23 protein-coding genes and 1 other annotated feature are annotated in these 23838 nt (G+C 45.1%); of the genes, 20 read left to right on the forward strand and 3 right to left on the reverse strand.

Going from position 1 to position 23838, the window contains the following annotated elements; all coding sequences use genetic code 11:
• Nucleotides 1-4: 4 nt before the first annotated feature.
• A complete protein-coding gene (gene murC, locus MZO41_RS01015) occupies nucleotides 5-1315 on the forward strand; it encodes a UDP-N-acetylmuramate--L-alanine ligase (protein ID WP_003640259.1) in 1311 nt (436 codons plus the stop codon).
• Between the two features lie 288 nt (nucleotides 1316-1603).
• Here murC and MZO41_RS01020 read toward each other — a convergent pair whose 3' ends face one another.
• The 3 genes from MZO41_RS01020 to MZO41_RS01030 are packed head-to-tail and all read right to left on the reverse strand — an operon-like array spanning nucleotide 1604 to nucleotide 3999.
• Nucleotides 1604-1768, reverse strand: coding sequence for a FeoB-associated Cys-rich membrane protein (locus tag MZO41_RS01020; protein WP_003640260.1), 165 nt, complete (start codon nucleotides 1766-1768; stop codon nucleotides 1604-1606).
• A 16-nt stretch (nucleotides 1769-1784) separates the two neighbouring features.
• Entirely contained in the window at nucleotides 1785-3773 is a 1989-nt protein-coding gene (gene feoB / locus MZO41_RS01025; protein WP_058906890.1) for a ferrous iron transport protein B, read from the reverse strand.
• Between the two features lies 1 nt (nucleotide 3774).
• On the reverse strand, nucleotides 3775-3999 hold the full coding sequence (locus MZO41_RS01030; RefSeq protein ID WP_022638673.1) for a FeoA family protein: 225 nt from the start codon (nucleotides 3997-3999) through the stop codon (nucleotides 3775-3777).
• A gap of 255 nt (nucleotides 4000-4254) precedes the next feature.
• On the opposite strand from MZO41_RS01030, the gene sufC reads away from it, so the two are divergent.
• The 19 genes from sufC (at nucleotide 4255) to MZO41_RS01125 (ending at nucleotide 23718) form a co-directional block, all read left to right on the forward strand.
• Nucleotides 4255-5052 (forward strand): Fe-S cluster assembly ATPase SufC, encoded by a 798-nt coding sequence (sufC, locus tag MZO41_RS01035; protein ID WP_003640263.1) that lies wholly within the window; start codon nucleotides 4255-4257, stop codon nucleotides 5050-5052.
• 12 nt (nucleotides 5053-5064) lie between these two features.
• Nucleotides 5065-6366, forward strand: coding sequence for a Fe-S cluster assembly protein SufD (gene sufD / locus MZO41_RS01040; protein ID WP_003644283.1), 1302 nt, complete (start codon nucleotides 5065-5067; stop codon nucleotides 6364-6366).
• Nucleotides 6350-7588, forward strand: coding sequence for a cysteine desulfurase (locus MZO41_RS01045; RefSeq protein ID WP_003640265.1), 1239 nt, complete (start codon nucleotides 6350-6352; stop codon nucleotides 7586-7588). The genes sufD and MZO41_RS01045 overlap by 17 nt, the downstream gene beginning before the upstream one ends.
• Nucleotides 7575-8042 (forward strand): Fe-S cluster assembly sulfur transfer protein SufU, encoded by a 468-nt coding sequence (gene sufU / locus MZO41_RS01050; protein ID WP_003640266.1) that lies wholly within the window; start codon nucleotides 7575-7577, stop codon nucleotides 8040-8042. Before MZO41_RS01045 ends, sufU begins: the two co-directional genes overlap by 14 nt.
• Entirely contained in the window at nucleotides 8039-9445 is a 1407-nt protein-coding gene (gene sufB / locus MZO41_RS01055) for a Fe-S cluster assembly protein SufB (protein WP_003640267.1), read from the forward strand. Before sufU ends, sufB begins: the two co-directional genes overlap by 4 nt.
• A 293-nt stretch (nucleotides 9446-9738) precedes the next feature.
• Nucleotides 9739-10077, forward strand: coding sequence for a metal-sulfur cluster assembly factor (locus MZO41_RS01060; RefSeq protein ID WP_003640268.1), 339 nt, complete (start codon nucleotides 9739-9741; stop codon nucleotides 10075-10077).
• A 23-nt stretch (nucleotides 10078-10100) separates the two neighbouring features.
• Nucleotides 10101-10988, forward strand: a complete 888-nt coding sequence (locus tag MZO41_RS01065) for a helix-turn-helix domain-containing protein (protein WP_003640269.1) — start codon at nucleotides 10101-10103, stop codon at nucleotides 10986-10988.
• 539 nt (nucleotides 10989-11527) lie between these two features.
• The gene (locus MZO41_RS01070; RefSeq protein WP_003640270.1) at nucleotides 11528-12244 is read left to right on the forward strand and encodes a Bax inhibitor-1/YccA family protein; all 717 of its coding nucleotides are present in this window, start codon (nucleotides 11528-11530) and stop codon (nucleotides 12242-12244) included.
• 262 nt (nucleotides 12245-12506) lie between these two features.
• Nucleotides 12507-15155, forward strand: a complete 2649-nt coding sequence (gene polA / locus MZO41_RS01075) for a DNA polymerase I (RefSeq protein WP_003644284.1) — start codon at nucleotides 12507-12509, stop codon at nucleotides 15153-15155.
• An 11-nt stretch (nucleotides 15156-15166) separates the two neighbouring features.
• Complete coding sequence (gene mutM, locus MZO41_RS01080) at nucleotides 15167-15991, forward strand: bifunctional DNA-formamidopyrimidine glycosylase/DNA-(apurinic or apyrimidinic site) lyase (RefSeq protein WP_003640272.1); 825 nt, start codon at nucleotides 15167-15169, stop codon at nucleotides 15989-15991.
• Nucleotides 15992-16000: 9 nt separating this feature from the next.
• A complete protein-coding gene (gene coaE / locus MZO41_RS01085; protein WP_022638675.1) occupies nucleotides 16001-16594 on the forward strand; it encodes a dephospho-CoA kinase in 594 nt (197 codons plus the stop codon).
• Between the two features lie 41 nt (nucleotides 16595-16635).
• Nucleotides 16636-17151, forward strand: a complete 516-nt coding sequence (nrdR, locus tag MZO41_RS01090) for a transcriptional regulator NrdR (RefSeq protein ID WP_003640274.1) — start codon at nucleotides 16636-16638, stop codon at nucleotides 17149-17151.
• A 21-nt stretch (nucleotides 17152-17172) separates the two neighbouring features.
• On the forward strand, nucleotides 17173-18576 hold the full coding sequence (locus tag MZO41_RS01095; protein WP_003644285.1) for a replication initiation and membrane attachment family protein: 1404 nt from the start codon (nucleotides 17173-17175) through the stop codon (nucleotides 18574-18576).
• Between the two features lie 3 nt (nucleotides 18577-18579).
• Complete coding sequence (gene dnaI, locus MZO41_RS01100) at nucleotides 18580-19515, forward strand: primosomal protein DnaI (RefSeq protein WP_003644286.1); 936 nt, start codon at nucleotides 18580-18582, stop codon at nucleotides 19513-19515.
• 332 nt (nucleotides 19516-19847) lie between these two features.
• Nucleotides 19848-21812 (forward strand): threonine--tRNA ligase, encoded by a 1965-nt coding sequence (thrS, locus tag MZO41_RS01105; RefSeq protein WP_003644287.1) that lies wholly within the window; start codon nucleotides 19848-19850, stop codon nucleotides 21810-21812.
• Between the two features lie 74 nt (nucleotides 21813-21886).
• Nucleotides 21887-22010, forward strand: a sequence feature (ribosomal protein L20 leader region).
• 44 nt (nucleotides 22011-22054) lie between these two features.
• Nucleotides 22055-22555, forward strand: coding sequence for a translation initiation factor IF-3 (gene infC, locus MZO41_RS01110; protein ID WP_003640278.1), 501 nt, complete (start codon nucleotides 22055-22057; stop codon nucleotides 22553-22555).
• A gap of 21 nt (nucleotides 22556-22576) precedes the next feature.
• Nucleotides 22577-22771, forward strand: coding sequence for a 50S ribosomal protein L35 (gene rpmI / locus MZO41_RS01115; RefSeq protein ID WP_003638526.1), 195 nt, complete (start codon nucleotides 22577-22579; stop codon nucleotides 22769-22771).
• A 36-nt stretch (nucleotides 22772-22807) separates the two neighbouring features.
• Nucleotides 22808-23164, forward strand: a complete 357-nt coding sequence (rplT, locus tag MZO41_RS01120; protein WP_003640279.1) for a 50S ribosomal protein L20 — start codon at nucleotides 22808-22810, stop codon at nucleotides 23162-23164.
• Between the two features lie 242 nt (nucleotides 23165-23406).
• Nucleotides 23407-23718: a hypothetical protein gene (locus MZO41_RS01125; protein ID WP_003640280.1), complete on the forward strand. Its 312-nt coding sequence runs from the start codon at nucleotides 23407-23409 to the stop codon at nucleotides 23716-23718.
• Nucleotides 23719-23838 lie beyond the last annotated feature (120 nt).

A 23838-nucleotide genomic window follows, 5' to 3' on the forward strand; every position in this document is an offset into this window, starting at 1 on the left:
CATAATGGATAAAGCAACGGTTTATTATTTTGTTGGGATCAAGGGCTCTGGGATGAGCTCACTAGCCTTGATTTTACATGACAAGGGTTACCAAGTTGAAGGCTCAGATATTGAACAATATACGTTTACGCAAAAAGGTCTAGCTGCAGCTGGCATTAAGATGCTACCGTTTTCCGAAGATAACATTCGCGAAGGCCTCACAGTGATTGCGGGGAACTCATTTACTGATGACCATCCTGAAATCAAAAAGGCGCGTGAAATGGGGTTGCCCGTTTATCGCTATCATGAATTTCTTGGAAAATTAATGGAAGGCTTCACGAGTATTGGTGTGGCCGGGACTCACGGGAAGACGTCGACAACTGGTTTGTTGTCCCACGTTTTGAGTCATATCGCTCCCACCAGTTACTTGATTGGTGATGGGACCGGTAAAGGCACCCCTGACGCGCGTTTCTTCGTTTTTGAAGCGGATGAATATCGGCGGCACTTCGTTGCTTACCATCCCGATTATGCCATCATGACGAACGTTGACTTTGACCATCCTGATTACTACAAGGATTTAGCTGACGTTCAATCCGCTTTCCAACAATTTGGCAATCAAGTGAAGAAGGGCATCTTTGCTTGGGGTGACGATGAAAGTTTACGACACCTCGATGTTGATACCCCAATTTACTATTACGGGACGAATGACCGTGACGACTTTCAAGCGGTTAATATCAAACGAACGACTAAGGGGTCTTCATTTGAAGTGAAGTATCACGATGAATCGTTAGGGGAATTTGAAATCCCATTGTTTGGTGAACACAATGTCTTAAACAGCACGGCTGTCATTGCGGTTTCTTACTTTGAAAAGGTGAACTTGGACGAAATTCGGCGGGAACTCCTCGACTTTAGTGGGGTTAAACGACGTTTCTCAGAACATCAAGTTGGCGATATGGTCATGATCGACGACTACGCACATCATCCATCAGAAATTAAAGCAACATTGGATGCTGCACGCCAAAAGTATCCGGATAAGGAAATCTTGGCCGTATTCCAACCACATACGTTCTCACGGACGAAAGCATTGATGGATGGCTTTGCAGCCAGCTTAAGCAAGGCAGATCACGTCTTTTTGACCAATATCTTCAGTTCTGCCCGTGAAAAATCTGGTGATGTTTCCTCCAAAGACTTAGCTGCTAAGTTACCCAATGGTGGTGAAATTATCACGACCGATGACATGTCTGCTTTAACGGCTTACCACAATGCCGTCGCTGTCTTTATGGGTGCTGGTGACATTCAAAAGTACGAAAAAATTTATGAAGACCAAATGAAATAATTCTTAAAAAAGCGGCCCCAGCAGGGCCGCTTTTTTAGTCCGTCTTTAAATTGATTTAGCGTAAACCGGCGTTAGCATCCAAGATGAAACCCTATGAGAGATGTTAGATTATTGCTAGACAACAGTTGTGCGACCTATTTTGACCTTACAAGTTTTAATGGAACTTATGCAGTCGATAAATAAAGCACCAATGAGGATAATTCACTAGAATCTCCGTCATTGGTGTTTTATTAGTGTGTATGATTTCTAAGGATTAACCACGTGGTTAGTGAGGCAGGTGCAGTAGTCTTAGTTTTGTTGCTTCTGGGCTTTGTTTAACATTTTCTTAGCTTCACAATCATAGTCGCAGGCCGCACATTTGCCCTTTTTAGCACGTTTGACCACGCGATAAATCTGATAGCCAGCAGCCCCAATAATTAGTGCGATAATTAAGAAATTAACGAATAATGCCATGTGAATCAAACTCCTTTCAGATAAATAATTGACCAACTTGGTAAATGACGAAGGCCAAGGTGTAAGCAATGACCAAACTCGAGCAGACGGCGTAAACAGCCCACTTGGTCGATCCAGTCTCGGACTTGATGGTCCCAATCGTGGCGAAGCACGGGACATATAGCAAGATGAAGACGAGCATCGCGTATGCGGATAACGGTGTGAAAAAGCGCCCCATCATGGCAATCAAGCCGGCCTGATTTGCGCTGTGGAACATTACCATCATACTAGAGCTGATGACTTCTTTGGCTAGAATCCCAGTAAAGAGGGCTGAGATAACTTGCCAAGCAGTCACACCGAGTGGCGCGAACAGCGGTAATAGTGTTTTGCCAAGTGTCGCGGCAAAGCTGTTGTCGATGTCGCTGACTAAGCCGCTAGTGCCGAATGAGGAAAGTAACCAAATCAAGACCGTACCGGCAAAAATGATAGTACCTGCCTTTTTGATGAACCCTTTACCCTTATCCCAGGTGCCACGCCAAATAATGTCAGCCCGGGGAATATGATACTGTGGTAACTCAACGATGAAGACGGAACTATCATCGACGTTGAAAATCAGTTGATAAAATTTAGCCATACCGAGGGCGACCGCAATGCCAAGAAAGTAAATCGACAAGACAATTAGGGCCTGATTTTTCGGGAAAAAAGCGGCCACAAATAGGCTGTAGATTGGCAGACGGGCGGAGCAACTCATAAATGGGGAAATCAGCGTTGTAATTAAGCGTTCTTTAGGTTGTTCAATTGTCCGGGCGGCCATAATACCAGTGACGTTGCATCCAAATCCAATAATTAGGGGGATAAATGCCTTCCCGTTGAGTCCAATCATCTGCATCAAGCGGTCCGTAACTAGTGCTGCTCGTGCCATGTAACCTGAATCTTCCAAGATTGAAATACAGGCAAACAAGACAAAAATTTGGGGAATAAAGACGAGCACGCCACCGACCCCTGCAATTAGGCCGTTAACAATCAGTGAGCGCAAGACCGGGATGGCTCCAGCCATGGTCAACCAGTGACTCACGGTGGTGGATAGTGGTCCGGAGACGAAGCTATCTAACAAATCTGACAGGGGCGTGCCGACCCAATCAAAGGATAATTTGAACATCAAGTAGAAGATTCCCACGAAGACGGGTAGCCCTAAGAACGGATTGGTGACCCACTTGTCGATTTTAGCAGTCATCTCGACGTGGCTGGTGCTTGCCAAGTTTTGACTAGCGCTGGCTAAGGTTTGCTCAATAAAGTCTAGTCGGGTTTGGAAAATCTGCTCGTCGAATTTTTGAGCGTCGTAATAAGCGGCTTGACTAGTGAGTGGTGTCAATCCCATGTGTTTCGCGTAGGCTCGAATTGGCTTATTTTGATTAATAAATTGAATCGTCAGCCACCGTGCGAAGTCTGCTGTCAAATCAAATTTTTTGATGAGCTGTTGGCTAGCCTGACGAATGGCTTGCTCAATCATGAAAGGATAGTTGAGTTTGAGCGGTGTCGCGGCCGGATGGGGACCTGCCAATAAGTCTTCGCGTAGCTGATGCAGCCCTTCTTTATTGCGGGCGTTAGTCGCTTTGATCTGACAGCCAAGTTGTTCAGCTAGCGTGTCAAAATCATAATAATGGCCCGTCCGTTTGAGGTCATCAATCATGTTGAGTGCGATAATCACCGGTGCGCCAAATTCCAACACTTCGATCGACAGTAGTAAGTTACGCTTGAGCTGACTCGCGTTGGTCACGTTCAGAATTAGATCAGGGTGGTTATGTAGCAGATAGTTGGTGACGACTGCTTCATCTTTGGTGATTGGATTAAGTGAATAGACTCCGGGTAAATCGACCATTTCAACTTCAGAGTGCCGAATCCGGCCCATCTTCTTCTCAACGGTCACGCCGGTCCAGTTACCGACGTACGCGTATTTATCCGTCAGTTCATTGAATAGCGTGGTCTTACCAGTATTGGGATTTCCGAGCAATGTAACCGTCGTCATCTTAATGGCCTCCAATCAACGTTTGAAATACGGTGTACCGAATCCCAATCTGTTGTTGATCAATCTGAACAATTACTGGTCCGTGAAACGGATAGTAGCGGACAACGGCCAGCGGACTGCCGACATGTAGCCCTAAGCTGTGCAATCGTTGAACGGTCTGATTATCCAAACCTGTGAATTGTTGAATATGTAGTTGTGATGTATTAGTAACGGATTGACTTAGCATAAGGCTCAGTCCTTTCTGAATATTCCAATAGTGAATAATTCATCAAAAATATTATACCTACATCATAGCATGAAAGGGCTTTTATTAATATGGGGAAAAGCCTTATTTTCTTTTGAAATGAAAACGGTTATACTCTAAGTATAGAATACAAAAAGGCCGATGCTACGCTATTTTTGTTGAAGCCGTTGACTAATCATTATATACGGAAGGAATAACGGCTTGGGTAATAAATTCAATTGTTGGAGGATGATTTAAATGGCAACCTTGGAAGTTAAAGATTTACACGTTGAAGTGACGGATGATGAGCAAAAAAAGTCTCGTGAGATTTTAAAAGGCGTCAATTTATCTATGAAAACTGGTGAAATTCATGCCATTATGGGACCAAATGGGACTGGTAAGTCCACTTTATCACAAACTATTATGGGCCAACCGGCTTATCACGTTACTCAGGGTGATATCTTGTTGAACGGCGAAAGTATCGTAAACATGCCAGTTGATGAACGTGCACGTAAGGGACTCTTCCTCGGCATGCAGTATCCAGCTGAAATTCAAGGGGTCACCAACGCTGAATTTTTACGGGCAGCAATGAACGCACGCCGACCAGCCGATGATCAAATCTCAGTGATGGCCTTTCTTAAAGAACTCGACAAGAACTTGGCACTACTTAATATGAGCGAATCCATGACGGAACGTTACCTAAACGAAGGTTTCTCCGGTGGTGAAAAGAAGCGTAACGAAATTTTGCAATTATTGATGATCAAGCCATCATTCGCCTTATTGGACGAAATTGATTCCGGGCTTGATATCGATGCGTTACAAGTGGTTTCTAAGGGTGTTAATTCGATGCGGGGCGATAATTTCGGCTCATTGATTATCACGCATTATCAACGGCTGTTAAACTACATTGTGCCCGATGTCGTTCACGTGATGATGGGTGGTCGAATCGTGAAGACTGGTAACGCCGACTTAGCAAAGACCCTTGAAAAAGAAGGTTATGCTGGTTTACGTGACGATTTGAACATTGATGTCAAACTTGTTGACGACGAAGATTAGGGGGTGGCAGTAATGGAAGCAACTGCTGATTATGAAACTATCAAAACAACGCTAGCTGCGGCTGCTAACGAACATGGTGAACCGCACTGGCTCGTTGAACGCCGTTTAGCGGCTTTAGATGCGATGCAAGGCCTAGCGGTTCCCAAAGCTGATCGCTTTAGTATTCGCGACTGGCCACTGACGCCCACCGACCAACCACTAAAGTTCAGTCGTTCGGATCGAACTTTAGCAACTGATGTAACGGCCGAAGCTGGTCATATCCAAATCGTACAAGTTGGGCAGACAACGGTGACCGTCAATTTGCCTGATGAACTAGATGATCAAGGCGTCATTTTGACCGATATGTTCACGGCCTTTCGCGAACATCCGCAACTAACTGAAAAACATTTTATGGACAAAGTCGTCAAAACTGACGAGGACCGATTGACCAGTTACCATACCGCGTTTTTGAACGCCGGGGTCTTCCTCTATGTTCCTAAAGGGGTTACTGTCAAAGAACCAATCGAGATCACCACGATCCAGGATAGTACCCGAGTGCAACCGTTAATTAGTCATGTCTTGATTGTGGCTGAACAAGACAGTCATTTCGCAGTAACTCAGCACCTGACAACGAAGGGTGACGTCGATAATATCGCCAACTGTGTTGTAGAAATTTTGGCACGGGCTGACAGTGAAGTGCATTTTTCAGCGTTCGATGAACTCGGGGCCAACACGACTGCTTATTTGAATCGGCGGGCCGCAATCAGTCGGGGAGCCAAAGTCGATTGGGCTATCGGGATGATGAATAATGGTAACACTTTCGGGGACTTTGACTCGGAACTGATCGGTGAAGGCGCCAAATCCGATGCCAAGGTCATCACAGTGACGACTAAGGCCCAGGATGTCTGCGTTAATACGCGGGTCACTAACCGTGGTAAGAAGACTGACGGCAATATCGTACAACGTGGGGTCATTATGGAAAAGTCTAACCTGATTTTTAACGGAATCGGTCACATTATTCACGGGGCCTCCGGTGCACATGCTGAACAGGAAAATCGGGTTTTGATGATGTCTGATGATGCCCATGGTGACGCGAACCCGATTCTATTGATCGATGAAAATGACGTGTTAGCTGGACATGCAGCAAGTGTTGGTCAAATTGATCAAAATCAAATGTACTATTTGATGAGTCGCGGGATTGATAAACCACAGGCCCAACGGTTGGTTATTCGGGGCTTCTTAAGTACCGTGATTGGTGCGATCCCATCGAAGACTGTCCGGACTCGCTTAACGAACACGATTGAAAGGAAGCTTGAAGATGGAATCCAATTTTGAGACGTTACGGTCAGATTTTCCCATTCTAAACCAACAAGTGAATGATGAACGACTTGTCTACCTGGATAATGCGGCGACTGCTCAGCGCCCCAACCAAGTCGTGGATGCGCTCGTTCACTTTTATCAACACGATAATGCCAATGTTCATCGCGGTGTGCACACCTTAGCAGAGCGGGCCACTAGTCAATACGAAGCTGCGCGCGCCAAGGTGCAACGGTTCATCAATGCTGCAAAAACGGATGAAATCGTCTTCACCAAAGGGACGACGGATAGTCTCAATCTGATTGCCAGTACTTATGGCGAAGCCAATATTCAAGCGGGTGATGAGATCGTCATTTCCATTATGGAGCACCATAGTAATTTAATTCCGTGGCAACAGTTAGCATTGCGTAAGCACGCCACCTTGAAATATATTGAGTTAACGGCGACTGGTGAATTGGACATGGCCGATGCTGCCAACAAGATTACGGATCGAACAAAAATCGTTTCAGTGACCCATGCTAGTAATGTATTGGGAACGGTCAATCCAATCAAGGCGTTAGCACGATTGGCGCATCAACACGGTGCCCTGATGATTGCGGATGGGGCGCAAGCAGCCCCTCATATGCCGGTCGATGTCCAGGCACTCGATGTTGATTTTTACGCATTTTCGGGGCATAAAATGCTGGGACCAACCGGCATTGGCGTTCTATATGGTCGTGAGAATTTATTAGCTACGATGCCACCGTATCAATTTGGTGGTGAGATGATTGGCTTTGTTCACCGTGATGACAGTACCTGGGCGGAACTACCGTGGAAGTTTGAAGCGGGCACTCAGAACATTGCCGGTGCGATCGGCTTGGGCGCGGCGGTTGATTATTTGACGCAACTCGGTATGGATCAAGTTCAGCAACACGAACAGCAATTAGTCAATTACTTATTGCCTAAGTTGATTGCAATGCCTGGTGTCACGGTCTACGGTCCCCAAGATCCCCAACATCATACGGGCGTCATCGCCTTTAATATCGACGGTTTGCACCCGCACGACGCGGCTACCGCGTTGGATATGGAAGGTGTCGCCGTTCGCGCGGGTCATCACTGTGCACAACCCCTGATGGCAGCGCTCGGCTTAGTAGCAACTGCACGGGCTAGTTTTTACATTTACAATACACAAGCGGACGCTGATCAATTATTAACGTCACTCCAAGCAACAAAGGAGTTTTTCGAACATGGGACTGTCTAAATTAAGTGGCTTATATCGCGAAGTGATTTTAGATCATGGTGATCATCCGCATCATAAAAATGCGTTGCCAAACGCAACACATGCCATTACGTTGAAAAATCCAACTTGTGGCGACGTCATCAATTTGGCTATTCAATTGGATGCGCATGATCAAATCGAAGATATTGGATTTACGGGTGAGGGCTGTACCATCAGTCAAGCATCGGCCAGTATGATGACGGATGCGGTGATGGGTAAGTCGAAAGAACAGGCATTGGCAATGGCTAAGACATTTTCGGATATGGCGATTGGCAAGCAACACCCGCAGGCCGATATGGATGCCTTAGAAGACGCCGCAATTTTATCGAATATTATGCAATTTCCGGCACGAATCAAATGTGCCACGCTAGCTTGGTGGGCTTTGCAACGGGCATTGCTTGCTGAAAATGGCAATGAGGAGGAATCAGAAGTATGAGTGAAGTACCTGACGTGGTCAAAAATGACCGTGATTATGAATATGGATTTCATGACGATGTCAAACCAGCATATTCAACTGGGCGAGGATTAACGGAAGCCACGGTGCGCGAAATTTCCGCGGCAAAACATGAGCCACAATGGATGTTGGATTATCGGTTAAATGCCTATCATGAGTATTTAAAGATGCCGATGCCTAAGTTTGGCCCGGATCTCACGAAACTCGACTTGAAGGACATGCTGTATTATCAGAAGATGACCGATAAAAAGTTCCGTGACTGGAAAGAAGTCCCAGCTGACTTGAAGCGGACGTTCGACCGGTTAGGTGTGCCTGAAGCTGAACGGAAATACTTAGCCGGTTCATCGGCGCAGTATGAATCTGAAGTCGTTTATCACAATATGCGTAAAGATTTTGAAAAGTTAGGTATTATTTTTACCGATACCGATACGGCGCTTCACGATTATCCAGAACTGTTCAAGAAGTGGTTTGGGAAACTCGTCAAACCAACCGATAACAAGTTTGCGGCTTTAAACGCGGCAGTCTGGTCAGGTGGGTCCTTCATTTATGTGCCTAAGGGTGTCCAGACGAAGACGCCAATTCAGTCATATTTCCGGTTAAATGCTGAAAACTCGGGTCAGTTTGAGCGGACTTTGATTATCGTGGAAGATGGTGCCAGTGTCGACTATGTCGAAGGGTGTACGGCCCCTAATTATTCTTCAGATAGTTTGCACGCGGCCGTTGTTGAAGTCAATGTTGAGCCCAACGCTTACTGCCGTTATACAACGATTCAAAACTGGTCTGACAATGTTTATAGCCTGGAAACTAAGCGAGCTGCAGCGGCCGAAAATGCCACGATGGAATGGGTCGATGGGAATTTAGGTTCGAAGGTTACGATGAAGTACCCAAGCGTTTATTTGAATGGGGAAGGTGCCCGCGGGACCATGTTATCGATCGCGGTTGCCAGCAATGGCATCCACCAAGATTCTGGTGCTCGGATGATTCATAATGCTAAGAATACCTCCAGTTCGATTGTTTCGAAGTCCATCGCTAAGACTGGTGGTGCGACTGATTACCGTGGAACCGTGCGTTTTGCCAAGCATTCAGACGGTTCCAAAGCGCATGTTGAGTGTGATACGATCATCATGGATGACCAGTCGTCTTCCAACACGATTCCGTATAATGAAATCGACAGTGCTAACGTCGCGATGGAACACGAAGCTAAGGTGTCCAAAATCTCAGAAGAACAGCTCTACTACTTGATGAGCCGAGGAATTTCAGAAGCTAAGGCAACCGAAATGATTATCATGGGATTCGTAGAACCATTTACGAAGCAATTACCGATGGAATATGCTGTTGAATTAAACCGGTTAATCAGCTTTGAGATGGAAGGTTCAATCGGGTAGTAAGGGGGATTGGTTAAGCTGATGTTAAAATAAAACTTGAGTGGCATGCGAGATTGCGATTCGAGTTTTTTGGTTAAATGATTGTTGATGAATGTTAGCCATTATAATCGTGCCAGCTAGGATGGTTGATAATTGTAGTAATTTAAAATTGTATCTCGGTTAGTGTTTTTATCATGCTGATTCGCCTTTTCGTTAATATTGGCGACGTACTTTATTATAAATTAGGATTATTAACGTATATTCTAACAATGGTATAATTAAAAACAGTTTTAAACAGACAGGAGTGTGGCAGAATGGCAGACGAACTTGGCGAGGATAAGGCCCTCTCACCCGTTGAAGACGCGGTCATGAAGTCGTTAGAGCAGGTGATTGATCCAGAACTGGGCGTTGACATGGTTAACCTTGGTTTGATCTATGGTGTTGACGTAGACGATAATGGTAGCTGCACGGTAACGATGACGTTGACGACGATGGGGTGCCCATTAGGAAATTTATTGGCAAGTCAAATTAATCAAGCAATTATGAGTGTGGATGGTGTTAAGAATTGTGAACTTGACTTGGTCTGGGAACCTGCTTGGGGAATTGATAAAATGAGTCGTTTTGCTAAGGTTGCCCTTGGCATTCATGGCTAACGGGTGAGACAAGGTGGTGTGCGATGGATATTGAAAAGTTTATTGCCCGGCGAAAAGCTTTAAAAATTTCACAAGTCAAATTATCAAACGGAATTTGTACGCAGGCGACTTTAAGTAAGTTTGAACGGCGTGGGCGAGTACCAGCATTAGCAATTTTAAATCAGCTCTGCGCTCGTCTGGGATTGACAGTTGATGATCTAAGTGAAAACCAGGCTAATTCAGTGACCCAAATTCGACAGCAACTTGATGAGATTGAGCGACGACTGATGATGGAAGATTATCAATCAGTCCTGCAATCATTGGTAGACCTGAAAGTTGAGCAAATTGATGCGGTACCTTCACGGATGCAATATTACTATTTATGTGGCATGCTAAGTTCGTTGATTAATGGAACAGCCAGTGATATTTGTTTTTCCTTCTCGCAAATCGTTGATGATTTGGATAGGGCTCACCAAACAATTTTCACACCGCTAGCTTATGTCGGTCTGGGTGTCATGTATGGCCGGTTAGCTGAGCCTGAGAAAGCTCAATTTTATTTCAGGAGAGTACGATACTATGTCGAGCACGCTGGCTCATCAGGATATGCAAATGATTACTTACGGCTGTTAACCCTAATCTTTTATACGGCAGAGTATTACGCAATTAGTGGTGATTTCGTCACAAGTAATCGTCTAATAGATGATGGGGTAGCGCTTTGCTCAGATGAACATGTCACGTATTACTTACCAAGATTGAAATACTTAGCGACCGAGAATGCTGTTAAGCAACAACTTTCGGATAAATTGATTAAGCGGTTAATGAGTGAAACAGAAGCTTTTGCACGGATTAATCATAATCAAGTTGTTGAGGTTAAGGTAGCTGCATTGCGACAACGATATTTGCAGGGTATTTCTGCTTCAGAAAACAATTAACAAGACAATGGCTAGATTTAGTGTTTTATTGTAGTTTCCAACATGCTAAAACTAATCAATGCTTTGTACATTAAATAATAAGAAGTCCCACACTAGCAAGTCAATACTAGTGTGGGACTTCTTATTTAGAAAGTTATGTATGACGCCGCCCGCCCCTAAAAAATCTTCCCCGGATGTCCCGCAAAAAGTCCTACCGATTGAAGTTCTATTATAAACGCTTATGGTGTCCCATTCCGGAAAATCCTAATGTAGCGGTAATCCATTAAAGACAATGATTGAATGGAATTCACTTAGACATAAGAAATTCTTATTAAATTCACAGGCACAAACTATTTTACCTTCTTTGACTAATTTGATAGACTTAAGTTAAGAAAGTTGAGGTGACTGATTGAGATGGCTAGTCATAGGCAAATGATTGACAAACTAGTGTGGTGTTGTTACTAGCGCAGTCCGCGTTAGTAACGATGCACAAACTCAATTTTTAATCTTAACTCGGAAAAAGTAACGAGTAGTCAATTTTTAGGTGAAAGAGGGATTTTATGAACAATTTTCAAAATGACCCACAACCACGGACCATCAACACACAAGTTGGCCTCCGTAGTTTCCTAACTAAAATGTATGGGTTTATGACAATCGCCGTGTTAGTTTCGGCCTTTACCGTTTACTTAGCGATGACCACGTTCCAAGCACAAATTAATGCCGCCTTTTCACAACACCCATTCATCTTCTTGATGATCTTCATTGTCAGCATGTTTGTGATGATTGGTGGGATTCAAGTCAACGCGACACGCAATCCAGCGATGAGCTTCACCTTACTGATGCTCTTTGCCATCATCTTTGGGGTTGAAATGTCAGTGACCTTGTCCTTATACACGGGTGCCGTTATCACCGGTGCGTTCGTTGCAGCTGGAGCTGTATTTGCGACCATGGCGGTGATTGGGACGACGACTAAGCGTGATATTTCACGTATTGGGACGCACTTGATTGCAGCTTTAATCGGGTTGTTTGTCGCTTCACTGGTCAATATGTTCTTACAAAGTGCCATGATTAGTTACATCTTTTCATACATTGGTGTATTGATCTTCGCCGGCTTATCCATGTGGGACGCTAACCGGATGCGCAACATGTATTTACAATATGGTGACCAGGTTTCATCGACTGGTTTGGCCGTTACTGGGGCCTTACAATTATACTTGGACTTCGTTAACTTGTTCCTCTACTTCGTCCAAATCTTCGGTGGCTCAAGCCGCGACTAATCATTAAGATAATTATTAAGGATTATGACCAAGATGTCATAATCCTTTTAATTTACCGAAAATGAGTTATTTCACGGGTTTTCGGTGGACCGAACTCCCGTTTTACTTAATTGTTTGGTACAATTATAAGGGTAAATAATTAGTCGTTCAGCCTGTACTGACAGGCGCTGCGAATCAGACCGTCAATCGAGTGGTATTAATGGTCTGAGTGACGGATTTTCATAAAAATGATGATTTAAATTAAGAGATGGGGAGCAAACTAATGGCAAAAAAATTATTACTGATTGATGGTAACAGTGTGGCATTTCGGGCGTTCTTTGCGTTGCATAGTCAACTGGAACGGTTCGTAAATCCAGACGGCCTGCATACCAACGCCATTTATGGCTTCAACACAATGCTTGACCACATGATCAAGGCAGTCGAACCCACGGATATGTTAGTGGCTTTTGATGCGGGTAAGACCACGTTTCGAACAGCCATGTACGATAATTACAAGGGTGGCCGGGCTAAGACGCCCAGTGAGTTTTCTGAACAAATGCCGTATATCAAACAGCTATTAGACGCATATGGTATCAAACATTATGAATTAAAAGACTACGAAGCCGATGACATTATTGGTACACTGGCCGGTCAAGCGGATCAAACCGGCTACACCACGACGGTCGTCACTGGTGACCGTGATTTGACGCAGTTGACGACCGAGCATACCACGGTGGCCGTGACCGTTAAAGGTGTTTCTGAAGTGGAACGCTATACGCCGGCGCACGTTGAAGAAAAGCTGGGCATCACACCGGCACAAATTATTGATATGAAGGGGTTGACAGGTGATACCTCGGATAACTATCCGGGTGTCACCAAGGTTGGTGAGAAGACCGCCCTTAAATTACTCAAACAGTATGGTACGATGGAAGGCATTTATGAAAACATCGATGCCATGAAGCAGAGCAAGATGAAGGAACATCTGATTGAGGATCGCGAACAAGCGGCGCAAGCTAAGGTGCTAGCAACAATCAAGCGGGATGCGCCGATTGATGTTCAATTGGCTGATTTATCCTATGATGGCCCGGATCTTGACCAGCTGGCCGCGTTTTATCAGAAGATGGACTTTCAATCATTTTTGAAGAAATTACACCTACAGTCGGACGAACCAGCAACGCCCATTGATTATACCGTCTTGACGAAAGCTAACCTGACGGAATTGCAACAATTTACCGACCACGTGGACTTTTACTTGGAGATGCCAACGCCAAACTACCACACGTCGGCCTTTGCTGGCTTTGCCATCGGAGCGGATGATCACTGGTACATCAGTCGGGATGTGGAATTATTAATGCAACCGACTGTGGCTGACCTCTTGAGTAGCACAACGATTACCAAGGACGTTTTTGATATGAAACGCACGACGGTCGGGCTTAATCGTTTGGGTATTCAGCTAGGTAAAGTCGACTTTGATCTCTTACTCGTTTCATACTTATTAGATACAAATGATAACAGTAACGACTTGGGAAGTTTAGCTGAGCAACACGGGTACACTGACTTGCCGAGTGACGAGACCGTTTATGGTAAGGGCGTTAAGCGTGCCATTCCTGAAGATGATGACGTCTTCTTTAGTCATCTCGCCCGGAAATTGGCCGCAATCGCTAGTTTGAAGCCACAGTTATTAAAGGAATTGGCAGCCAATGAGCAGGATCAACTTTACGATGATATCGAAAAACCGATGGCTAATGTCTTAGCTCAGATGGAAATCGCCGGCATTACGGTCGACAGCAGTCGACTTAAAGCCATGGGCAGTCAGTTTACAGAACGGTTGAGTGAAATTGAACAGACGATTTATCAAGAAGCCGGTGAAGAGTTCAATATTAATTCACCTAAGCAACTAGGTCACATCTTGTTTGAAGAAATGAAATTACCCGTAATCAAGAAGACCAAGACAGGGTATTCTACCGCCGTAGACGTTCTAGAAAAGTTAGCACCGGAAGCACCAATCGTCGCTAATATTTTACAATATCGGCAGATCTCGAAGATTCAATCGACCTACGTTATCGGTTTGTTAGATGCCATTCATTCTGCTGATCAAAAAGTGCATACGCGCTACTTGCAAACGTTGACCCAAACTGGCCGGTTATCGTCCGTTGATCCAAACTTACAAAACATTCCGGTGCGCTTGGAAGAAGGACGTAAGATTCGACAAGCCTTTGTTCCTAGTCATGAAGGTTGGCAGATTTTCTCGTCTGATTATTCGCAAATCGAATTACGGGTTCTCGCGCATATTACTGATGATGAAAATATGCAGGCCGCTTTTAAAGCGGGTGATGATATTCATGCCGCAACGGCCATGCGAATCTTTCATTTGAACTCAGCTGAAGAGGTGACGCCAAATATTCGACGGCAAGCCAAGGCGGTTAACTTTGGAATCGTCTATGGAATTAGTGATTACGGCTTGTCACAAAATATCGGCATTACGCGTAAACAGGCTCGCAGCTTTATTGACGCTTACTTCAAAGAATATCCGGGTGTCAAAAAGTATATGGATGAAATTGTCCAAACGGCGAAAAAACAAGGTTATGTGGAAACCATTTCACATCGACGCCGGTACTTGCCAGATATTAATTCCAAGAGCTTCAACCAACGCTCATTCGCTGAACGGACAGCCATGAATACCCCCATCCAAGGGAGTGCGGCTGATATTATCAAGATTGCGATGATTAAGATGCAAGATAAGTTACAGGCTGCGGGTTTGAAAGCAACCATGCTGTTACAAGTTCATGATGAATTGATTTTTGAAGCGCCAAAAGAAGAAATTCCAGTTTTAGAAAAATTAGTGCCAAGCGTGATGGATTCCGCCGTACAGTTAGCCGTACCGTTAAAGGTTGAGAGCCACTACGGTGATACTTGGTACGATGCAAAATAGGGGGAACCACCATGCCTGAATTACCTGAAGTTGAAACTGTTCGTCGCGGCTTAAATCGTCTGGTTAGCGGGGCAACGATTGCTAGTATCGAGGTTTTTTGGCCGAAAATTATTAATAATGATGTCGATAGTTTCAAACAGCGTTTAGCCAACCAAACGATCCAGACCATTGATCGGCGGGGGAAGTATTTGTTGTTTCGCTTTAGCAATGGTCTGACGATGGTGTCGCATTTGCGGATGGAAGGCAAGTATAATGTTGTACCGCGTGGTGAAGATCAAGGTAAACACACGCACGTGATCTTCCATCTGACCGATGATCGTGATTTGCTGTACAACGATACGCGTAAGTTCGGGCGAATGACGCTCGTGCCGACCGGTGAAGAAAACACGGTGGCGGGATTGCGGACAATTGGCCCGGAACCCGTTGCTGAACAGTTAACACTGGCTTATATGACGGCCACTTTTGGCAAGTCGAAAAAGATGATCAAGCCACTATTGTTGGATCAAAGTAAGATTGCGGGCATTGGGAATATTTACGCGGACGAAACGCTATGGATGAGTAAGATTCATCCAATGCGGCCTGCTAATTCACTAACTACTGATGAGATTGCAACATTGCGCCAAAACATTATTGATGAAATGGCGATGGCAATTAAAGGTCACGGCACCACTGTTCATTCATTTTCAACGGCATTTGGTGAAGCCGGTCAGTTTCAAAATCACTTACACGTCTATGGTCGTGAAGGGGAACCTTGCGAACGGTGTGGCACAATTATTGAGAAAATCAAAGTGGCACAGCGAGGGACCCATTTTTGCCCGTTAGAACAACGGTTGTAGGTGATCAAGATGACAAAGTTGATTGGATTGACTGGTGGCATTGCCACTGGTAAGTCGACTGTTTCTAAGCTGCTGGCAACTAAGTTACCAATCGTTGATGCGGATAAAATCGCGTGGCAGGTTGAAGGGCCAGGCCAACCGACGACCCAAAAGATTGTGGCGCACTTTGGTCAGCAAGCAGTGCTGGCAGACGGGCGACTGAATCGGCCATGGCTTGGCCAGTTGGTTTTTAACGATGCTCAAGCTTTACAAGACTTAACCGCAATTACACGGTTACCGATTCAGTACGCGATGTTCGAAGCGATTGTCGCGGCAAACCAGCAACAGCCCGACGCAATTATTTTAGATGTGCCGTTGTTATTTGAAAGTGGCTGGCAACATGTTTGTGATCAAGTGTTGGTTGTGACGGCATCACCCGCCGTAGTATTGCAGCGGTTGATGGCGCGTAACCACTTATCGCAACAGGCGGCTCAGGCACGAATTGACAGCCAAATGCCACTTGCACAGAAGGTCGCAAGGGCTGACGTTGTCATTGATAACGGGGCCAACATTGATAAAACTAAAGCAGCCGTGTTAAAATGGCTGAAAACTATTACTAAATAAAGAAAAACTGATTGTTAGTTGTTACAAGGGGTGAGAAGTCTATGCAATGTCCACATTGTCATCATAATGGCTCCCGCGTGGTTGACAGTCGACCAACTGATGATGGTCGCGTGATTCGACGGCGCCGGGAATGCGAAAACTGTGGGTTCCGGTTCACAACATTTGAACGGGTCGAAGCCACGCCATTATTAGTCATTAAGAAAAATGGTGCCCGCGAAGAATTCAATCGTGAAAAAGTCTTGCGCGGAATTATTCGCTCGGCCGAGAAACGACCCGTTAGCATGGAAACCATGACGGGCGTCGTTGATGATGTTGAAAATAAGGTCCGGTCACTGGGCGAAAATGAAATTTCAAGCCAAGTTATCGGCGAGTATGTCATGGAGCAATTGGCAGATATTGACGAAATTTCGTACATTCGTTTTGCCAGTGTTTACCGGCAATTCAAGGATATGCACGTCTTCTTGAATGAACTCCAAGATATGATGGAGCGTGATAAGGTCAAACTGGCAAAACCGTCAGCGAAGACGACCCACGCACCTAAACGAAAAAAAGATTAGTTAAAAAGAATGGTGAACAACATGCCAAATGATGAACCCTTAACACCCAAAACTGGGTTAGTGGTCCCGCAAGCACCAGCGCTCAGTGCGGCGCAACAAGCTGTATTGGCGGAATTATACTTGCCACTGATGGGGCCATTGGCATATAGCTTGTACGCGGCGTTACGTAGCTTACAGAGTAGCGAGAATGAGCTGAGCAATCGACGCAGTCACGCGGAACTGCTGGGCATCCTAAATGTGGACTTGCCGACGGTGTTAGCGGCTCGGCGTAAACTTGAAGCAACTGGCTTGTTGCGCAGCTATTATCAACAAGATGAATTGGGTGCCATGTACATTTATCAATTACAAGCACCATTACTGGCGTTACAATTCTTTGCGGATGATCTATTGAGTGTCCTATTGTTAGATACGGTCGGTGAGTTACGTTATCAACAACTTGCTGGCGATTTTGCAGCACAGCCGATTGACTTGACGGCTGCCAAAGACGTGACGGCAAATATCTTAGATGTGTTTCACGTTGATAGTCAAAAAGTTACGACGCCACCTCTTTCAGTGCAAAAGGTGCGCGCCCAATTGGCGGCCAATGAACCGGCCGAGGATCACTCGCCCGTGCTCAGTGACGATGACTTTGACTGGCAACTGTTGGGGCAAATTTTGAAGCAGAACTATGTTGATCTCAAACAGGTTGCGAGTTCACGGCAACTGATCATTACGGAAAGTCGGGTCTACGGCATCAGTGAGATTGAGATGGCTAAGTTAATCAGTGAAGTGGCTAGTTTAACAACGGGTCAGTTTGATGAAAATCAATTGAAATTATTGATTGCGCGGCGCTATGAACGGCCCGCAGTTTCGAGTCAGCAGGTCGCTACGGAAGCAACGGTTGCAACGACGACCACTAAGGATAACAAGGCTTCAGCACAGCTCTCAACGGCTGAGCAGCAACTCGTGACGTATGCTAAGCAGACAGCGCCGTATGACTTTTTATCAGCTTTGAAGCAGGAGAAACATGGTTTTGTGACGAGCGGTGAGAACCGACTAGTTCATGATTTAATTGGTCGGGGGGTATTACCCAATGCCGTCATCAACATGGTGATCTACTACTTATTGCAAAATCGGGAGTTAGCTGCCCTTAATCGTAATTTGCTAGAAACAGTCGCCAATGATTGGCAACAACACGGCATTACGACGCCGGAAGCGGCTTTGATGTATTTGAAGCAACGTAAACAGCCGAAATCAACACCAACACGGCGCAAGAACAATCGACCGACGCGTAAGGAGATTATGCCAAAGTGGGCCCAACAACAGCAACAGACTGAGAGTGGTAAGCAACCAGCTCAGACCGGTAAACAAATTACTGCTGCCCAACGCAAACAGCTTGCTGATCGACTAGCAAAGCTTGAGACAAATTCGGAAAAGGAGGACTAAAACATGGAGAATATCTCAGAAACACTCCGGACGTTAATGAATCGGAAAAACTTGAATCATCGGTATGAGGCGTTAATGACAGCTGTGTACCAAGATCCAGATGTTCGCCAGTTTTTAGCTGCTCATCAAAACGAATTATCTTCGGATGCGCTAGAACGTTCAGCGGCTAAATTATATGAATTTTGTGAAGAGAAACGTAAAATTGCGCGGCACGAGCCAACTCAAGCACCTGGGTATCAGCCGACATTAGTGATGAGTAATCACTTGATTGACATTGCTTATCAGCCAACACCACAAATGCAAGAACAGCAAGCTGCTCACGCATTGCAACAGCGGGTTCGATCAATCAGCATGCCGAAAAATATTCAGACGGCGGACTTAAAGACGTATGATCAAGATGGTGACCGGGCGACAGCATTAATGGCAGCACTTGATTTTATTGATGCCTATACACAAGCGCCCAAGCGTTTTCACCGGGGCTTATATCTCTACGGCTCATTTGGTGTCGGTAAAACTTATTTACTCGGTGGGATGGCGAACGCGTTGGCAGCTAAGGGTTTCAATACGACCTTGATTCATTTTCCGAGTTTTGCGGTCGAGATGAAGCGCTCGATTAGTAACAATACGTCGGCGGATAAGGTCGATGCGATTAAACGGGCACCGATTCTCATGATTGATGATATCGGTGCGGATGCTTCGTCGACTTGGATTCGGGACGATGTGCTCGGGGTTATTCTGGAGTATCGAATGCAGGAGGAACTGCCAACTTGTTTCTCGTCTAATTTTTCGATGCAAGAATTGCAAGATGGTTATTTGACGCTCTCACAAAAGGGTGATGAAGAACCAGTCAAAGCGCAGCGAATCATGCAACGGGTACGTTACCTTGCGAGTGAGATTGAGATGGTCGGTCGTAATCGACGACTCAATCCCGATGCTTAAAATCAAGAGTTGACTTTTAGTTTAAAAGTGGTTTAATGAAAACAGATGCAAAAGACACGCTTTGTTTACCATGGATTGCAGAGACCAAGACCTTGTTCTGGAAGTCTTGGACCGGGTTTACGAAGATACCACTTTTGTGAACATGCTCAATTGAGCCGGAACGCTTCCGTTATTAGCGCTAATGAGTCAGTGTCTTTGATGACACTGAAAAATCGGGTGGAACCACGTCAATGACGTCCCTAATGCTAGTTCAGTCTGGCATTAGGGACTTTTTTGTCGTCCCGGCGCGGTGTTTTGGTGAGTGGGTAAATTTTAAGGAGAGTGTCAAGTATATGGCAAGTATTAATGTTAAGTTCCCAGATGGTGCTGAAAAGCAATTTGATGCCGGCGTAACGACGGAAGCAATTGCAAAGTCAATTAGTCCTTCATTGGCTAAACGGTCGGTTGCTGGTAAGTTCAACGATCAGATCGTGGACTATCGCCAACCACTGACAACCGATGGTAGTATCGAAATTATCGCTGCTGATAGTGAAGACGGCCTCAATGTTTTACGGCAAACGGCTGCCCAAGTATTAGCTAACGCGGTTAAACAATTATTCCCTAACATTCATTTTGGGAGTGGTGAAGGGAATGCCAACGGTTTCTTCTTTGATACCGACAATCCTGACGAAGACGGTAAACAAGTCAGTGAAGATGATTTGGAAGCCATCAGTGATAAGATGGCTGCAATTATCAAACAAGATTTACCAATCGAACGCGAAGTCTTATCAAAGGCTGACGCTTTAGCTTTAGTTGGTGACAACCCTTACCAACAAGACTTAGTTAACGAACGTGCCGCTGCCAACAATGATCAAGTCGTTGTTTACAAGCAAGGGGACTTCGTTGATTTATCTGACGGGGCCCAATTAGCTTCAACGGGGAAAGTCAAGGTCTTCAAGTTATTATCCGTTGCCGGTGCATACTGGCAAGGTAAGTCCAGCAATCCAATGTTACAACGGATCTACGGGACGGCCTTCTTAAAGCAAAAAGACTTAGATGCTGACCTCAAGCGGCGTCAAGAAGCCCGCGAACGTGATCACCGGGTCATTGGTAACGAATTAGACTTATTCTTCGTTGATCCTAAGGTCGGGAATGGCTTGCCTTACTGGATGCCAAATGGTGCAACGATTCGTCGCCAAATCGAACGTTACATTATCGACAAGGAAGTTGCAAATGGCTACCAACATGTATACACGCCAGTTTTAGCTAACTTGGACGTTTACAAGCAATCTGGTCACTGGGACCACTACCGTGAGGACATGTTCCCACCAATGGACATGGGTGACGGCGAACAATTGGAATTACGGCCGATGAACTGCCCATCACATATCCAGATTTACAACCATCACATTCGCTCATACCGTGAATTACCATTGCGGATCGCTGAACTCGGCATGATGCACCGTTACGAAAAGTCTGGCGCCTTAACTGGATTATCACGGGTTCGTGAAATGACTTTGAACGATGGTCATACCTTCGTTGCGTTGGATCAAATTGAAGAAGAATTCAAAAAGATCTTGAGTTTGATGGTTGAAGTATACGAAGACTTTGACATTTCTGATTACCGGTTCCGTTTGAGCTACCGTGATCCTGAAAACAAGGAAAAGTACTTCGATGATGACGCTATGTGGGAACGCAGTCAAAAGATGTTGAAGTCCGCTATGGATGATATGGGCTTGGATTACTTCGAAGCTGAAGGTGAAGCTGCTTTCTATGGTCCTAAGTTGGATGTTCAAACTAAGACGGCCCTTGGTGGTGAAGAAACCTTATCAACTATCCAATTGGACTTCTTGTTACCAGAACGCTTTGACTTGAAGTACGTTGGTGCTGATGGTGAAGAACATCGTCCAGTTATGATTCACCGTGGTCTTGTTTCAACGATGGAACGGTTCGTCGCTTACTTAACTGAAATTTACAAGGGTGCTTTCCCAACCTGGTTAGCACCTAAGCAAGTAACAATCATCCCAGTTAACAATGGTGCGCACGGTGCCTACGCTGAAACCGTTCGTCGTCGTTTGGCAGCTGAAGGTGTTCGGGTAAGTATCGATGACCGTAACGAAAAGATGGGTTACAAGATTCGCGAATCACAAACGAAGAAGGTTCCATACTTGTTAGTTGTCGGTGATCAAGAAGTTGCTAACGGGAGTGTTTCAGTTCGGAAGTACGGTGAAGAACGGACTGAATCCGAAGCCGTTGACATGTTCATTGGTGCCATCACGCAAGAAATCAAGCATTACAGTCGTGGTGCAAGCAAATAATTAACAGCCAATGGCATCAATATTGATTGATGGGTTGACAAGGGCCGTGGTTCTTGTTAATATATTGGAGTTGAGAAAAAAAGCAGAAGCACCCGCTTCTCGCCTTGGTGACCAGAGTCATCGGGCAGATGAACGATGAATTGATTCCCATTAACGGGGTTGAGCGGGCGTACTATGCGCCCGCTCTTTTTGTGAATTTCTCTAAAATATTTCGGAGGTGAATTACCATAGCTAAAGATTCAATGGTTAATGACGGCATCCGTGCTCGCGAAGTACGTTTGATCGCCAGCGATGGTGAACAATTAGGTGTCAAGTCACGACAAGAAGCAATGCAGATTGCTGAAGACGCTAGTTTAGATCTAGTATTGGTTGCGCCGAAAGCGAAACCACCCGTGGCCAGAATTATGGATTATGGGAAGTACCGTTTCGAGCAACAAAAGAAGGATCGGGAAGCCCGTAAGAAGCAAAAAGTGGTCAGCATCAAAGAGGTCCGCTTGAGCCCAGCTATCGACACCAATGACTTTAACACGAAGCTGAAACATGCTGAAAAGTTCTTGTCAAAAGGTGACAAGGTTCGCGTCTCCATCCGGTTTAAGGGCCGCGCTATTACCCATAAGGATATTGGTCGGCAAGTCTTAAATCGAATGATTGAAGCTACTAAGGAATTTTCTACGGTCGAAGCCTATCCTAAGATGGATGGTCGGAGTATGTTCCTAGTACTAGCACCAAAAACAGATAAGTAATTTCTAGGAGGATTATTGATTATGCCAAAACAAAAGACAAACCGCGCTGCTGCAAAGCGTTTCAAGGTAACTGCTAAGGGTAAGATTAAGAGCGCCAACGCTTTTACTAGTCATCGTTTCCATGGTAAGACTAAGAAACAACGTCGCCAATTACGTGGTACGGCTATTATCGAAAAGCCAATGGTCAAGACATACCACAAGTTATTACAAAAATAATTCACAACGTTTTAGTTAAATCTAGGAGGAAATAACATGGCTCGAGTAAAAGGTGGAACTGTAACACGTAAACGTCGCAAACGGATTTTAAAATTAGCTAAAGGTTACCGTGGTGCTAAGCACATCCAATTTAAGGTTGCTAAGGACCAAGTAATGAAGTCATACCTATACGCCTTCCGCGATCGTCGCCGGCGTAAGAGTGACTTCCGTCGTCTTTGGATTGCCCGGATCAACGCGGCAGCCCGGATTAACGACATCAGCTACAGTCAATTAATGCACGGTTTAAAGTTAGCTAACGTTGACGTTAACCGTAAGATGTTAGCTGATTTAGCTGTTAACGATGCTGATGCTTTCAAGGCATTGGTTGACACTGCTAAAAAGGCACTTGCTTAATTTAAAACTTAATTAGGGCTTGCTCTAATGTTTGAACGACCGTCATCCTGTATGGGTGGCGGCCGTTTTTTTGACGCTTGATTAAGGGAACACGATTCCTGGACAAGATGGTTCGGTGTGTTGACGTCCTTACTGAATCTTGAGATTGATTTGACACATTATTGTGATATAGTAACGATGTAAGCGCTTACTTATGTGTTGATTAATTATTTGGCTGGGAGCTTTGGAGAAGGGGTGTCATCATGGCAACAGTTTTACCTAAAGCAGTTAAGGTCTGGATGGGCGCCAACATCTTGCAGATTGAGTTTGATAATGGGGAGTTTCGATACATGCGTACACATTTCATTGATGACTATGTTTCTGCGTGGTCACCAAAAAAGGGTAAGGGGAAGCGGCGCAATTTGTGGTTAATGCCATCTTGGGAATGGTTGGGTGCCAATGCTCGGATTGAACCGGATGGCACTGTCGTGTTGTTCGAAAAGGATGTTTATACGGCCCAAGAACTTTGGCATAATAGTGTGACGCGAATTGACTTGGTCTCTGGCGTGCACTGATTCATAAAAGATGATGCCAAATAAAAATGGACTTGGTCATTTGACTGAGTCCATTTTTTGATGCCGCTTGGAGTATACGTGGATAACGGCCTAAGTGAGCCATTTAGTGCGCGACTCTGA

Origin of the sequence: Lactiplantibacillus sp. C232, from assembly GCF_023806725.1 — a bacterium.
In the GTDB taxonomy this organism is placed as follows: Bacteria; Bacillota; Bacilli; order Lactobacillales; family Lactobacillaceae; genus Lactiplantibacillus; species Lactiplantibacillus plantarum.